Here is a 14,313-nt window from a genome sequence, read left to right on the forward strand (position 1 = left end):
GCGGCGGACTTCGGTTCGCCGCCCTTTTTCTTTCTGTGCTCAGGATGCTTTTCGTTGAGAACGAATGCGCTGCGCCCTCGCGCGAGCGATCAATGCGAATGACAGGAAGTAGTGCCAAGCGCCTAGGCGTGTCGAAGGATGCGAAAGTCGCCAAAGAGCTTGTCTTCGCTACGAACGCAAAGTTCCTCGATTGACAGCTGGGTCAAACCTGCTTCGGCAAGAGCGCCTTCGAAGGCTTCGGCGTTGGCCGTTCGAGCGCAGGCTGCTTCCAATGACGCGATCCGTGCCAGTTCGTTGCGCGCCTTCGCCGCGATCGTATTCAGCATTGCGCCGACATTCGCCGGATGATCGCGTGCGCCAAGCGTGAGTGTCTGCCGGACCGCTTCGGGTATCTCCCACGCGGGAGAGCGCGGCCCGAACTGCTTCGCGCCTTCTTGCGCAATATCGGACAGTGTTGCCGGTGCACCCCCGATACCGACACTTCTTAGCCCCAAATGCCGCTTCCCGACTTCGACGGCAGCCCGTTCTTCGAGTGCCCATCGAATTGCTTCGCGCCGCGCGAGGTTATGTTCGAGGATAGCTCCGTCCTGTCGGTGGGTGAGCAGGGCGGCAACGCCATCGTTCGCCAGGACGCGCGCCAGTTCACGCGCGGCGGTTTGCGGCTCTGCATATTCGAAACCGAACTGGCTGGTCACGGCAGCGAACTGACCGTCGCGGAACGGCAAATCCTCGAGCGAAACCCCGGCGCGCATCTTTGTGCCGCGAGGCGCCTCGGGCAATTCCGGCGCTCTGTCGCACCCCACCGGCTTCACGTCCCGGCGAGCCGCGACGAGCCAGCGCATGACCCGTCCGTCGCCAGTCGCAAGATCGAGCAACCGCGCGCCCTTGCGCAGGGTCCGGGCGAAGCGGCTCCATACCTCTTTCTGCACCCTGTCTAGCGCATCATCGCCCTCGGGCAGGCACCCGCCTTGTCCCTTTCCGCCAGCGTTCTGCTGCCAGAAATCGTCCCAGGCTTGGCTTTCGTCAGGCTGCGCCATGGTTCCTGCTTTTTTTCGCGCCGACATCGAAAGCGACGGTCATCCTTTGCCCTTCTGCGAATGGCTGGGTTCCGTGATAAAGAAAGCTCGGGAACAGGGCGAGGCGGCCCACCTTCGGTTCGATCGTCTGCATCGGTCCGAGATCGAGGCGCAGATCGCGCGGCGGCCTGCCGAGTTCGAGCCAGCCGGCCTTGTCGGTATCCTCCAATCCCTCCGGCACGCGCGCATAAAGAGCCGAGGACAGGATGCCGCCCGGATGAATATGGCTGGCGTGATGGTCGCTGCCGCCAGAGAGGCGGACCGACCATGATCCCGTAAGGTGCCAAGGCGCATTGCGATGACGCAGGAAGGGGTGGTTTTCGTCCTCGGGCGGCAAAGTTGCGCGATATGTCTGCAACGTCGCCTCGATTGCTCGTTCGAGGTCGCGCAGAGCAGCCTCCCTACGGGCGAATAGAATGCCGCGGGTCTGGGTGCCGCCGCGCAGCGACTGGCCCAACGGGAAGGGCGACGCATCGTGCAAACGATCGAGGATCGGAACGGCTTCTTCGATCGACGCCACGCCTCCTTCGAGGTCCAGCGGGCGGGCGAGGGCGCCGCTGCCCATCAGCCAGTCTAGCTGTGCATCTTCGGCTACTCTCCAGGCGATAGCCTGCAACGCCCATGCAGTCTGGTTCCATGGGTCGAGAGCGAATGCTCTTGCCAGTGTCTCGGAAGCACGCTCCGCATCGCCCGAACGAAGGATGTGCCGCGCCTCGTGGACGTGGCGGTCCGGCGTATCGAGCGAAAGGCTCGCGAACAGCTTGTCGGCCAGATCGTAATGCCCTGCGGCGCCCGCGTGAAATGCGGCCGAGAGAGCGACTTCTTCGTCGTGGGGAAACTTACGATGAGCGTCCAATGCGACTTCGGCCGACTGCTCGTAATGTTCGCCGAGCGCGAGAATGCCCGCATGAGCGAGCGGGATGCGGGGATCGTTCGGAACCTTCTTCGCGGCCTCGCGAAAATGCGAGGTGTAGTCCTGCTCTCCGCGCGACAGGCGAAGCTGTGCGAGTACCTTCAGGCCTTCGATCCAGTGCGGTCCTTGCCTAACCAGTTGCGCGACGATGCCGATGGCCCCCTCGGTGTCGCCTGCCGCTTCCATGGCCTGCGCCTTGCCCAACCAAAGCTCTGCATTGGCCTGATTGACGGCCAGCGCTGCGTCGAACCGGCTTACCGCATCCGCATCGCCACGCTCCAGCGCCAGTCTGGCAAGACCGTGCAACGCATTGGCATGGGAGGGACTTGCGGCAATCACCGCCTCATAGTGGCTGGCTGCTTCATCATAAGCACCCGCACCGCGCGCGGCGGACCCGGCGACCGAATGAAAACGTGCATCGCCGCGCCCATTCGCCTCGAAGGACGCGAGTGCCTCTCGCGCTTCGTCGAAGCGGTGAAGACGATTGAGCGCGATCGCGTAATTAAGGGCTAGGTCGATCCGGTCGGGAGCGGCTGCGGCGGCCTTTCCGAACCATTGCGCTGCCTGTTCGAACCTCGCCGCCTTCATGCAGATATTGCCGGCGGTGTTCATTAGGTCGGCGGCGCCGGGATGTTCACGGACGCCCTGCCGGACAAGATCGAGCGCGCCGTCGATGTCACCGGCCTGCTGCGCGGCAGTGGCCCGCTGGTGCCAGCTATGGGGCGGCGTGTTCGCGCGCTCGGGCGTCAACGGTCGCGCAGCCATCCGGTTATCGCGAACCGACCGACCGGAGCGAATGGTGCGACATAGGCGACCGAGTGCGGCCTCGGCACGAGGAACATGTTGAGCGCGTTGAAGCGCGGTTTGTACCCCGCCACGATATCGCCTTCCTCGTCATAGAAATTGAGATAGCCGCCCCAGTCGGGGTGCCATTCGTCCGGCGCGAAACTCATTACATAGGCGACTTTCCAGCCCTCTGCGACATGGCTGTCGATATGCAGACCCAGATAATGCTGCGGTCCGAAGTGGGTCGCCTGGCCGTCGGCCTTGACGAGTTCCTGCAGGCCCGTGACCTCGCGCACGAGGTTCAGGAAGTCGGGGGCGTTGAGATGTTCGAGCAGCAATTCGTGCGGCCCGCCGGGGTTCCAGTTCTTCTGGACCGCCTCGACGAGGGAGAATTGCGAATAGCGAAACGAGTATCTGCCTTCGCTGCCTGCACGCTGCGTCGCTTCGACGAGTTGCTGCGCCTTCTGCCGCCCGCCCGGCGTTGCCAGATCCTGGTTGCCGACCTGTTGCGGGCCGGAAAAGTTGCTGCCCTCTGCCTGTGCCGCCATCCCCCAGGGGGTGTGGTTAGCGAGGATGGCGCGAATTTCATGCGCCGTCTCGTGTGTCAGGACGTTGCGGATCTGGATACGACCGTCGAGCGCGAACCGCTCGGCCAGCGCCTTGCGGTCGAGTTCGGGATTGATAGCGAATAGCTGCTTTACGGCGTTCGTCACGCCGCTCGGCATAGAGCGATGGCGGTGATGTTTGCAAGCATCGCGCGCGTGTTGCATGAGACGCGCAAGCTCGCCGCTTGACCGGGCCGGGCCCGCGGCTTAGGCAAGTGGCAAATTGAAACTGTTGTCGGAGAGAACGTCATGCCCACCGCCTATATCGTCGAAGCCGTCCGCACCGCCGGGGGCAAACGAGGAGGCAGGCTTTCGAGCGTGCATCCGGTCGATCTCGCCGCCAAATCGCTCGATGCGCTGATCGAGCGGACGGGCATCGATCCCTCTGCCGTCGACGACGTCGTGATGGGCTGCGTAAGTCAGGCGGGCGAACAGTCGATGCAGGTCGGGCGCAATGCCGTGCTCGCATCGAAGCACCTGCCCGAATCTACACCAGCGGTCACGATCGACCGGCAGTGCGGCTCTTCGCAACAGGCCATCCAGTTCGCCGCGCAGGCGATCATGAGCGGGACGCAGGACGTCGTCATCGCCAGCGGCATCGAAAGCATGAGCCGGGTGCCCATGGGTTCCTCGGCGCAGTTCCACATGAAAGAAGGGCTGGGCCACTACAAGTCGCCGGGCCTCGAAGAGAAATATCCCGGCATCATGTGGTCGCAATTCACCGGCGCGGAAATGATGGCGAAGAAGCACGGTTTCTCGAAGGAGGACCTCGACCGCTTCGCGCTGAGCAGCCACGAAAAAGCCATCGCGGCGACAAAGAACGGCGCGTTTGACGAGGAAATCGTCCCCGTCACGATCGAGACGCCCGAAGGCGAGGAACAGCACACGGTGGACGAGGGCATCCGCTTCGATGCGACGCTCGACAGCATCGCCTCGGTCAAGCTGCTCGCACCGGACGGCCAGATCACCGCGGCCAATGCCAGCCAGATCTGCGACGGATCGTCCGCCGTGCTCGTCGTGTCGGAGGAAATGCTCAAGACGCACGGCCTCACGCCGATGGCACGGATCGTCAACCTGACCGTCACCGCCGGCGACCCGGTCATCATGCTCGAAGAACCGCTCTTCGCCACTGACCGTGCGCTGGAGCGTGCGGGCATGAAAATTGGCGACATCGACCTTTACGAAGTGAACGAGGCCTTCGCGCCCGTACCGCTCGCCTGGGCCAAGCACACCGGCGCCGACCCCGACCGCATGAACGTCAATGGCGGGGCGATCGCGCTCGGCCATCCGCTCGGCGCGTCGGGCACTAAGCTGATGGCGACGCTGCTTCACGCATTGAAGGCGCGCGGCAAGAAATACGGTCTGCAAACGATGTGCGAGGGCGGCGGCGTCGCCAACGTCACCGTCGTCGAGGCCATGTAAGCTAGAGAGAAAAGGGTAGGAATACTTATGGAAATCGGCAGCAACACTCCCGCCATCGTCACGGGCGGCGCCTCCGGCCTCGGCGAAGCGACCGCCCGCGCGATTGCGGCGAAGGGCGCGAAGGTCGCCATCTTCGACCTTCAGGAAGACAAGGGCAAGAAGGTCGCCGAAGAGATCGGCGGCATTTTCTGCGAAGTGAATGTCACCGACGAAGCCAGCGTCGATGCAGGTTTTGCGAAGGCCCGCGAGGCGCACGGGCAGGAGCGTATCCTCGTCAATTGCGCAGGCACGGGCAACGCGATCAAGACCGCCAGCCGCGACAAGAACAGCGGCGAGATTAAGCACTTTCCGCTCGCGGCATTCGACTTCATCATCCAGATCAACCTCATCGGAACGTTCCGCTGCATCGCCAAGTCGGCGGCGGGCATGATGAGCCTCGATCCGCTGAACGAGGACGGTGAGCGCGGAGCGATCGTCAATACGGCAAGCGTCGCAGGCGAGGACGGCCAGGTCGGTCAGGCCGCCTATTCCGCTTCGAAGGGCGGCGTCATCGGCATGACCCTGCCGATCGCACGCGACCTCATGCAGGAAGGCATTCGGGTCAACACGATCCTGCCCGGCATCTTCAACACGCCGCTGATGAATGCAGCGCCGCAGCAGGTGAAGGACAATCTCGCCGCATCGGTGCCGTTCCCCAAGCGGCTCGGCAATGCGGAAGAATACGCGCATCTCGCGCTGACCATGCTGGAGAACGGCTATTTCAACGGCGAGGATGTGAGGCTCGACGGCGCGATCCGCATGGCTCCGCGTTAAGCAACAGTTTCAGTGAGGCGGAATGTCGCCGCTCGCACGATCGGTGCGGGCGGCGATTTTTTTTAGAGGGAAACGGCATCGGCCGGCCCTTGGTTGCTTGCTGCGAACCGCTACCTTACGCGTACGGCAAGCAGACATACTTGCATAAACGATTAAAGACAGACGCCTTTTCATCTTGATCTTTGCATCACGCGACAATTCATTAGGCTCAGGACCATGGAGAACCAAGTCCACATCCCCTACGTCCGCGAAGTCCTTCTATTCCTGTTTACAGCAGGTTTCATCGTACCCCTGCTCCAGCGCAAGATCAGCCCGATCATAGCCTTTTTCATCGTCGGCAGCGTCATTGGACCGTACGGCCTCGGCCTGCTCCAACCGACGTTCGAGCCTGTCTCTTGGCTGGTCATCACCGATCGTGAAGGCGTGGCCTTGCTGGCAGAGCTTGGGGTAATCTTCTTGCTTTTCGTCATCGGCCTTGAGCTCTCGTTTCAGAGACTTTGGGCGATGCGCCGCCTGGTTTTTGGTCTGGGCGGCGCCCAGGTTCTTGTAACCGCGACGGTGATCGCAGTGACTGCTTTGCTCTGGGGTAACGCGCCGGGAGTTTCGGTTGTCCTAGGTGCCTGTCTTGCGTTGTCCTCGACCGCGATAGTCACGCAATTGCTGATGGAAAGTGGACGCCTTGGCTCGCCGACTGGCCGTGTCACCTTCTCTATCCTGTTGATGCAGGACCTTGCCGTCGTGCCTATCCTATTTGCTGTCAGCGTGCTCGGTACGATGGCAACGGCCAATCTGGCGCTCGGGTTCGGGTTTGCGCTTATCCAGGCGATCGTGACGATAGCGCTCATCTACGGGGTGGGACGCCTGATCATTCACCCCGCGCTTCATATCGTTGCGAGCACTAACAGCCGCGAGGCGTTCGTCGCGATCGTGCTGCTCTTGGTCATTGGCACTGCCGTGCTGACTGGGCTCGCCGGATTGTCGATGGCTCTGGGAGCCTTTCTGGCAGGTCTGCTTGTTGCTGAGACCGAGTTCCGTCATCAAGTCAAGATCGACATCGAGCCGTTCAAAGGTTTGATGATGGGTCTGTTTTTCTTGTCCGTCGGAATGGGCGTCGATTGGCGTGTCGTCTTGGATAATCCCTTCTGGATACTGGCATCGGCATTAGGGCTCGTCGCCCTGAAGATCGTTATCATTTTCGGACTGTGCTTGCTCTGGCGTCTTCCGCGAAGTCGTGCTGCCGAAGCTGCGATCATGCTGGGACAAGCGGGCGAGTTTGGGTTTCTCGTCGTCGGCCTTTCCATAACGGTAGGTCTGCTTTCCCCAGAGATCGGTCAATTCATGCTGATCGTCGTTGGCCTGACAATGCTCGCGACACCGGTCATGGACTGGCTCGCGAAGCGCGCAGCCCAAGCTCTACAACATTTAGACGATAAGCGAGAGCGACTGACTTTTGTCGACGACGAACTTGAAGGGCACGTTATCATCGCGGGGTATGGCAGGGTGGGGAAAACCATTGCCGGCGTTCTCGATGGCGAGAACTTTCAGTATATCGCGATCGATCGAGATCCTGCGATCGTCCAATCGGCGAGAGCACAAGGTCGGCCCGTCAGACTTGGCGATGCCTCTATGTTGCCCATCCTTCGAGATGCAGGACTGGACCGGGCATCTGCAGTCGTCGTCACGATCGCTGACGAAGAAGCGACCGCAGAATTGACGGCAGAACTGAAGCGAATTGCTGCAGGAGTTCCAATCTTCGCTCGGGCCCGAAACCGTGGTCACGCCCAGCTGCTACTTGATCGCGGCGCCACGAAGGCTGTGCCTGAAACTACAGAGGGGAGTTTGCGTCTGGCAGAGCTTCTTCTGATCGAATCGGGGATTGAAGAGGAAACGGCGAGCCGTCGGATCGAACTGCAAAGAGCCCTCTTTGACACCTGAGCGAGCGCCAAGTTTTCAACGTTTTCAAATGAACTGGACAAGGCTTCGTAGATGACTAGCCTGAGTTACCTACGAATGGTTTGTCGGTACAGGAGGTAAGAAATAGTGAGCGCCCCGATCCTTGTAGCTACCGATTTCAGCGCGAGAGCCGATCGAGCGTTGGATCGCGCGTTGCTTCTCGGGAAGGAGCGGAACTGCACGGTTCGCGTGATCCATGCGCTCGATTTCATCGACGCCGAAAATGCCGACTGGAACGACTTAGAGAACCGGATGGCTCAAACCGTCGGCGATGCGCCCTGTCCCATCGAAACGGCCTTTCCCGAAGGTTCCCCTCCGCGGGCCATAGCCGAAGAAACCCGGGGTCCCGGCGTTGAATTGCTCGTCATCGGACCGGCACGATACAATTCTATCGGCGACTATTTTCTAGGCACGGCCGTCGACTACGTTTTGAGAGATACCGATTGTCCGTGTCTAGTGGTGAAGAAGCGTGCCCGCACGCCGTACGGCCACATTGTTGCCGGGACTGATTTTTCCGCTGCTTCGGCTTATGCGATAATCGAAGCGGCAAAGCTCTTCCCGGACGTTCCGGTTCATATTGTACATGCTTGGCAAGTTCCATTTCAGGCTTTTCAGCACGACCGATATGTGGCCGAAGAAATCGAGGCGGACGAAAGCGAACGGCTCGTGAAATTCGTTGATGATCTCAAATCCCGCGCGCCGAACCTGAAGAACACGACCCATCGCTTGGTTCGGGGAGGAGTTCACGAAGCGCTAACATCGGAAAGCCAGGCGCATGATAATGACCCGGCTTCCACCCTGGTGGTCGTGGGAAGTCACGGGACTAGCGGGTTCCGCCAAGCTGCATTGGGTAGTGTTACGAGCGAACTTTTGAGAACCCTTTCCTCCGATATCCTGGTCGTGAACACGAAGAAGGCCGACTCATAGCCGGTGTGCGCTGCGGACTGTCACCATTTCTCAGCAACAAGGGCATCCTCACAATCTCCGCTCCTTGGCCCAGAAAGACCTGCGGACATGGTGTCGGCGATCATCAGGAGCTTGATGTCCGCTAAGAGGTAGCTGATGGTCCGCGTTTGCGTCACGATTGAATGAAGCTGCCAGTCCGGTTCTAGGACAGCTCAGCCGTTGGACGAACGACCGACATTGGGTGGGAAGCGGACTTTACGTGGAGAACGTTTCAATCAATATACCGCGGCTCGTTGGAGAATGATTTGGTGTCCTTCCTGTTTGCAATCGGCCTCGCCTCTTCAGCCCCCCTGATCGACGTTCATCGTCATGCCGGCTGGCCTGATAGCGATGGTGATGCAGTGCAACGCGGACAGCTGGAGGAGCTTGAGAGGTACGGGGTCGAAGTGGCCGTAATGGCCGTTACGAACGAGGCAGATGTCGAGCGCTGGCAACGCGAAGGTATCATCGTTGGGACTTGGATTGTCTGCCCGCGCAACCAAGCCGAGCCTCGCTACCACTGTTTCCCCGAGAACGAGGGTTGGGCGGACCCCGCCTGGCTCGAGGAGGAACTTGCGGCCGGGAGAGTTCATGCCGTACACGAACTCACTCCCAGCTATTCCGGCATTTCGCCTTCCAATCCGCGTCTTGAGCAGTATTGGGCGCTTGCTGAGGTTTATGACATACCGGTGGGAGTCCACACTCAAAGAGGCCCTCCGCCGGGAGCAAGGAACAGTATCCGATCCGAGCCCAACTGCTGCCCACATTACGATCCGGAGATGGGTAATCCGGCGCTCCTTCGACCGGTTCTTGCGAAACATCCAAACCTTCGCATCTGGCTACAACACGTTGGAGCGGGAAGAGGAGACCACCAAGCGTTCTGGCCAGAAACATTAGCTCTCCTTAGCGACTTCCCCAACGTGAATGTCGATTTATCGATCACCAACGGAGCCATGCCCATCGAACAATATGAGGCGACGCTGCGAAGGCTGATCGATGCAGGCTTCGGCGACAGGATCATGTTCGGGAGCGATAATCTGCCAATCGGTCCCATCCTTGAGCGGCTCGATGGCTTCGCGTGGCTGGATGAAAATCAGAAGCAGGCGATCTTACACGGCAATGCCGCAAAGTTCTTCCGATTGACTGACTAAGTCCCAAACCGGGTCGTTAGCTGCCAGGCCAGCTTATGAGGGAAATCTGGGACAAACGGTCAGTCCGCCCCCGGTCACCGTGCAGAGGACGCGAAGCAGGGCAGGCAGGGTAACGACTATGGCCGGGTGCTGATGACCAGTCGATAACCGGCGTCGTAATTGTCCCGGCTTCGCAGATGACCATAGCTGCGGTCCCATTCCCCGGTCTCGAGGTCGTTCGACAAATGCTCCAGTCCCTTGTCCACATCCGTCAGCGCCCAGAATGAAGAGCTTCCCGACCTCATCCGCTCGTCCAGATAGGCTTCGGGTCGACGCCAATAGGCATAGAGAAAGCCGTCCGTGCAATCGTGCGGGATCAGGACGGGTTCGACCGCGACCGTGCCCAGCCATTCGGAATAGTCGGCCATGGCTGGCATGCGCAGGTCGTCCAGCTCGGCAAGCTCCGGCAAGTAGTCGGTGAGCCACGGGCGGCAGGCCGGGTCGAAGGTCAGCAGCACGATGGGGCCGCGCGTGACCCGCCTCATTTCGCGCAATCCTGCACCGATATCGGACCAGTGATGGACGGTGAGGATCGCCATAGCCGCGTCGAACGACCGGTCGTCGAAGGGGAGGTTCTCCGCGCAAGCCTGCACGCACGGGGCGGCGGATGGAGCGCGCTTGCGGATCATCTCGATCGACGGCTCGACCGCCGTAACCTCTCTGTCCGTCGGTTCGTAAGAGCCGGTCCCAGCACCGACGTTCAGGACGCTTCTGGCCGTTCCCAGCGCGCGATGAATCTGGTTCGCGATCCGGTCGTCCGGTCGCCGCAATGGCGCGTAGTTGATACCGATGGTGTCGTAACGTGCGGCCATGCGCGCGAAGGTAGATTGTTCGGCACGATCTCCGCAAGCTCGCTCGTTTCCTACCCTCCTTCGACAGTCTATTCCGGGAAGCATGACGCTCGCCGCCACCTCCCTCCTGCTTCGCTCGAAAACCCGCCTGAGCGGGGGCGAGTTTTTTAGCCTCAGGACCGTGTTCCATCTGTTCCATATGGGCACGAAGTGTGCGAGGAACGGGACAAATGGAGGGAGGCGGCCATGAAGGACTATAGCCAGATTACACTCGAAAAGACCGGGGCCATCGCGACGATCACGCTTGACCGGCCCGACCGGATGAATGCCTACACGCCCGTCATGATGGACGAGATCATCCGCGCAATGGACGACGTCGATACTGACGACGCCATCCGGGCGGTCATCTTCACCGGTGCGGGCGATAAGGCCTTTTGCGCAGGCGCGGACCTGACGCCCGATGACGGCGCTTCGCCTTTTGCCAGCGCTGATGAGGTTGCGGACCTGTCGGACGAGCGGGTGCGCGATGGCGGCGGCCGCCTGACCCTGCGCCTTTTCCGCTCGACGAAGCCCCTCATTGCCGCCTGCAACGGAGTGGCAGTTGGCGTAGGCGCGACGATGCAGCTGGCGATGGACATGCGGCTGGCCTCGGACAATGCGCGCTACGGCTTCGTCTTCGCGCGGCGCGGGATCGTGCCGGAGGCCGCTTCGAGCTGGTTCCTGCCGCGGATCGTCGGGCTGCCCACGGCGCTCGAATGGTGCATGACGGGGCGCATCTTCCATGCGGGCGAAGCGCGCGAGGCCGGATTGGTGCGGTCGGTTCATGCGCCCGGCGAATTGCTCGGCGCGGCGCGGACGCTGGCGCTGGAGATCGCCGACAACACCTCCGCCGTGTCGGTCGCGATGACGCGCGCGATGCTCTGGCGCTTGTCGGCGACCGAACATCCGATGATGGCGCACCGGGTCGACAGCCGGGCGATCTATACGCTGTCGCGCGGCAAGGATGCGGTCGAGGGCGTGGCGAGCTTTCTGGAGAAGCGGCTGCCGGACTATCCGGGCAAGGTCGGCGAGGACATGCCGGGCTTCTATCCCTGGTGGGAAGAGCCGGGTTACGAATGAGCGGCACGCGAACTTGCGCTTGCCCGGCGATCCGCTAGGGGGCTTGGCCTATGACCGAGCGCACCGGACCGTCCGAGCACCTGGAGGACTTCCTCCCCTATCAGCTGTCCGTGGCTTCCAACGCGGTCAGCGCCCGTATCGCGGAGCAGTATCGCAGCGAATTCGGCCTCAAGATGACCGAATGGCGCATCATGGCGGTGCTGGGCGATGGCGAACCGCTGACGCAGCGACGGCTGGTTGGGCTGACGCTGCTCGACAAGGTGGCGGTCAACCGGGCGTGCAAGGTGCTGGAAGATCGCGGATTGCTGTCGCGTGCGCCGAACCGGGAGGACGGGCGCAGTCACCTGCTGACGCTGAGCGAGACGGGCAAGGCGATCCACGCGCGCGTGATGCCGCTGGCAAGGGCAATCGAGAGCGAGCTGTTCGCGGAGTTCTCGAGCGAGGAACGCGCCCAGCTACATGCGCTGCTGAAGCGGATTCGCGCGCGCGCGACGGGGGAACCGGACGCATAGGCTTCGCGTCGGGCGGGGGCAGTTCTCCGTTGCCGAAACGGAAGACGGCCGGCCCCGCTTGGTGTCGGAGCCGGCCGCCTGCCAGTGGCCTTGCGGACCGTTCGAAGGGGGTTTGCCTACCCTCCGAAGGCGTCCGCGATGGAACAGGCTGCCGGTCCGAGAATGACGATGAACAGGACGGGCAAGATGAACAGGATGAGCGGAATGGTCATGATCGCGGGCAGGCGCGCGGCCTTTTCCTCGGCGCGCATCATGCGCTCGTTGCGGAACTCGGCCGACAATACGCGCAGCGCGGCGGCAAGCGGGGTGCCGTAGCGTTCGGTCTGCACCATCGTCGTGACGACGCCCTTCACGGCTTCGAGGTTCACGCGATAGGCAAGGTTGTCGAATGCCTGCTTGCGCTCATTGAGGAAGGACAGTTCGATCGAGGTGAGCGCGAATTCCTCACCCAGTTCGGGATAGGCACGGCCCAGTTCCTTCGCCACGCGGTTGAATGCGGCGTCGACGGTCAGACCGGCCTCGGCGCAGATGACCAGCAGGTCGAGCGCGTCGGGCAGGCCCTTGCGAATGGCGTCGGTCCGCTTGTTGGCGATGTTCTTGAGGTAGGTTTCCGGGCCCTTGTAACCGGCTATCACCATGGCGGCGAAGGCCATGAAGCGCTTGAAGTCGCCCCACGCCGGGAACATGTCGAACACGTAGAGCGCGAGGCCTGCTGTGATACCGAGGACGAGCGGCGCGATGATGCGCACGCCGATGACGATGACGGCAAGGTCCTTGTTGCGGATACCCGCATAGGCGAGCTTCTGCTGGATGTCCTTGATCTGGCTGTCCTGGAGGACTTTCAGATTGGCAAGGGTTTCCTTGACCTTCTCGGTCGTGTCGGTCTTGCGCGTGATCCGCTGGCGCTTCTTCGCCGTAGAGGTGACGATGCCCGCCTTCAATTCCTCGCGGCGGTTGTTGAGGGACTTGACCCGCTTTGCCATCGGGTCCTTGACCGTGACCGCGGCATAGATGGCGAGCATGACGGCGAAGGCGGCGATGCCGGCAAGAATGCTGCCGACCATGATGACGTCGACGCCGAGCAGCGTGGGTCCTGTAGCTTGAGGTTCCATGGCTATCCTATCCCCCGGTCAGATTTCGAAGCTGACCATCTTGGCCATGATGAAGGCACCGATGCACATCCAGATGAAGCCTCCGATGCCGACGATGATGAGGCGGTCGTCCGTGAAGAAACCGTTGAGGTAGCCCGGATTGATCCACCAGATCATCGTGAAGACGACGAAGGGCAGGGCACCGACGATATAGGCCGAGGCTTTCGATTCCGAACTCATCGCGCGGATCTTCAGTTTCATCTGGGCACGCTTGCGCAGCACGTCGGCAAGGTTCGAGAGCGTTTCCGCCAGGTTACCACCGGTTTCGCGCTGGATCGCTAGGGTGATGCAGAAGAAGTTGAACTCCGGAATGCCGAGACGATCGCCGGTTTCCTGAAGGGATTCCTCCATCGTGCGACCGATCTTGATGCGCTCGACGATGCCGCGGAATTCCTCCCCGACCGGGCCGGGCACTTCCTGCGCGACCACCGACAGCGTTTCGGTGACCGGCAAACCTGAGCGAAGGCCGCGGACGAGCAGTTCGATGCCGTCGGGAAACTTGACCGTAAAGGCATTCGTGCGCCGCTTGACGAGGTAACCCACCACGAGATGCGGAAGGCCCGCACCGATGATGAGACCTACGGCGAGCGAAAGCGGCAGCGATCCGGTCTTCAGGAACATCACAATCGCAACCAGCAGCAAGAGGCCGAGCGAAGCATAGAAATACTGGCTGACCGTCCAGTTCTTGCCTGTCCGGTCGAGGCGCATGGCGAGCGCCTCCTTGCGGGATTTCGATCCCGCGGCGTAGTTCAGGCGCGGTCGACGCGAGGCGATCGCCTTTTTCAGCTGAGATTCGACTTTTGCGTCCGCACTTTCAGAGTGGCGATAGCGGACCGCCTGCAACCGGCGCTGCGTCGTTTTGGACGCAGAGGAACCTGCCAGCAGCACGTAGAGCACGCTCAAGACGGCGAAGGCCCCGATCGCGATCACACCTGTTTCCATCATGCCCATTATCTGCTCCGCTTATTCTTAATGATCTTCGGGAGGGCGGCCGCTGCGAGCAACCATTGGTCCATCGCAGCGGCGCATTTTCCCGA

At 61.5% G+C, this 14,313-nt stretch carries 13 protein-coding genes; 7 read left to right on the plus strand and 6 right to left on the minus strand.

The annotated features are described in order from the left end of the window. Positions 1-122: 122 nt before the first annotated feature. Genes GRI38_RS01125 through GRI38_RS01135 form a run of 3 tightly spaced genes read right to left on the minus strand, consistent with a single transcriptional unit; the run spans position 123 to position 3,488 of the window. Positions 123-1,037 (minus strand): class I SAM-dependent methyltransferase, encoded by a 915-nt coding sequence (locus GRI38_RS01125; protein ID WP_160681181.1) that lies wholly within the window; start codon positions 1,035-1,037, stop codon positions 123-125. Continuing rightward, the gene (locus GRI38_RS01130) at positions 1,024-2,754 is read right to left on the minus strand and encodes a 2OG-Fe(II) oxygenase family protein (RefSeq protein WP_160681182.1); all 1,731 of its coding nucleotides are present in this window, start codon (positions 2,752-2,754) and stop codon (positions 1,024-1,026) included. Before GRI38_RS01130 ends, GRI38_RS01125 begins: the two co-directional genes overlap by 14 nt. Further along, positions 2,736-3,488, minus strand: coding sequence for a 2OG-Fe(II) oxygenase (locus tag GRI38_RS01135; RefSeq protein ID WP_337191215.1), 753 nt, complete (start codon positions 3,486-3,488; stop codon positions 2,736-2,738). Before GRI38_RS01135 ends, GRI38_RS01130 begins: the two co-directional genes overlap by 19 nt. A 141-nt stretch (positions 3,489-3,629) precedes the next feature. Between GRI38_RS01135 and GRI38_RS01140 the strand changes: the two genes are divergently transcribed. The 5 genes from GRI38_RS01140 to GRI38_RS01160 all read left to right on the plus strand — a co-directional run bounded on the left by GRI38_RS01140 (position 3,630) and on the right by GRI38_RS01160 (position 9,664). Then, entirely contained in the window at positions 3,630-4,802 is a 1,173-nt protein-coding gene (locus GRI38_RS01140; protein ID WP_160681183.1) for an acetyl-CoA C-acetyltransferase, read from the plus strand. 27 nt (positions 4,803-4,829) lie between these two features. Further along, the gene (locus tag GRI38_RS01145; RefSeq protein ID WP_160681184.1) at positions 4,830-5,615 is read left to right on the plus strand and encodes an SDR family NAD(P)-dependent oxidoreductase; all 786 of its coding nucleotides are present in this window, start codon (positions 4,830-4,832) and stop codon (positions 5,613-5,615) included. A gap of 216 nt (positions 5,616-5,831) precedes the next feature. Then, positions 5,832-7,550 (plus strand): cation:proton antiporter domain-containing protein, encoded by a 1,719-nt coding sequence (locus tag GRI38_RS01150; protein WP_160681185.1) that lies wholly within the window; start codon positions 5,832-5,834, stop codon positions 7,548-7,550. Between the two features lie 105 nt (positions 7,551-7,655). After that, positions 7,656-8,495 (plus strand): universal stress protein, encoded by an 840-nt coding sequence (locus GRI38_RS14250; RefSeq protein WP_160681186.1) that lies wholly within the window; start codon positions 7,656-7,658, stop codon positions 8,493-8,495. A 287-nt stretch (positions 8,496-8,782) separates the two neighbouring features. Further along, a complete protein-coding gene (locus GRI38_RS01160) occupies positions 8,783-9,664 on the plus strand; it encodes an amidohydrolase family protein (RefSeq protein WP_160681187.1) in 882 nt (293 codons plus the stop codon). Between the two features lie 116 nt (positions 9,665-9,780). On the opposite strand, the gene GRI38_RS01165 is transcribed toward GRI38_RS01160, so the two are convergent. Further along, the gene (locus GRI38_RS01165) at positions 9,781-10,515 is read right to left on the minus strand and encodes a class I SAM-dependent methyltransferase (RefSeq protein WP_160681188.1); all 735 of its coding nucleotides are present in this window, start codon (positions 10,513-10,515) and stop codon (positions 9,781-9,783) included. A gap of 225 nt (positions 10,516-10,740) precedes the next feature. Here GRI38_RS01165 and GRI38_RS01170 point away from each other — a divergent pair, with 225 nt between their 5' ends. Together GRI38_RS01170 and GRI38_RS01175 are read left to right on the plus strand one after the other, a co-directional pair. Then, positions 10,741-11,613 carry a crotonase/enoyl-CoA hydratase family protein gene (locus GRI38_RS01170; RefSeq protein WP_160681189.1) on the plus strand — a complete coding sequence of 291 codons (873 nt, stop codon included), beginning with the start codon at positions 10,741-10,743 and terminating at the stop codon, positions 11,611-11,613. A 50-nt stretch (positions 11,614-11,663) separates the two neighbouring features. Beyond that, a complete protein-coding gene (locus GRI38_RS01175; protein ID WP_160681190.1) occupies positions 11,664-12,125 on the plus strand; it encodes a MarR family winged helix-turn-helix transcriptional regulator in 462 nt (153 codons plus the stop codon). A gap of 116 nt (positions 12,126-12,241) precedes the next feature. Here the strand turns inward: GRI38_RS01175 and GRI38_RS01180 are convergent, their stop codons facing one another. Both GRI38_RS01180 and GRI38_RS01185 read right to left on the minus strand, forming a co-directional pair. Continuing rightward, positions 12,242-13,237 (minus strand): type II secretion system F family protein, encoded by a 996-nt coding sequence (locus GRI38_RS01180; protein ID WP_160681191.1) that lies wholly within the window; start codon positions 13,235-13,237, stop codon positions 12,242-12,244. 18 nt (positions 13,238-13,255) lie between these two features. Next, on the minus strand, positions 13,256-14,227 hold the full coding sequence (locus GRI38_RS01185) for a type II secretion system F family protein (RefSeq protein ID WP_160681192.1): 972 nt from the start codon (positions 14,225-14,227) through the stop codon (positions 13,256-13,258). Between the last annotated feature and the right edge of the window lie 86 nt (positions 14,228-14,313).

Source organism: Parapontixanthobacter aurantiacus, assembly GCF_009827635.1.
Lineage (GTDB): Bacteria > Pseudomonadota > Alphaproteobacteria > Sphingomonadales > Sphingomonadaceae > Parapontixanthobacter > Parapontixanthobacter aurantiacus.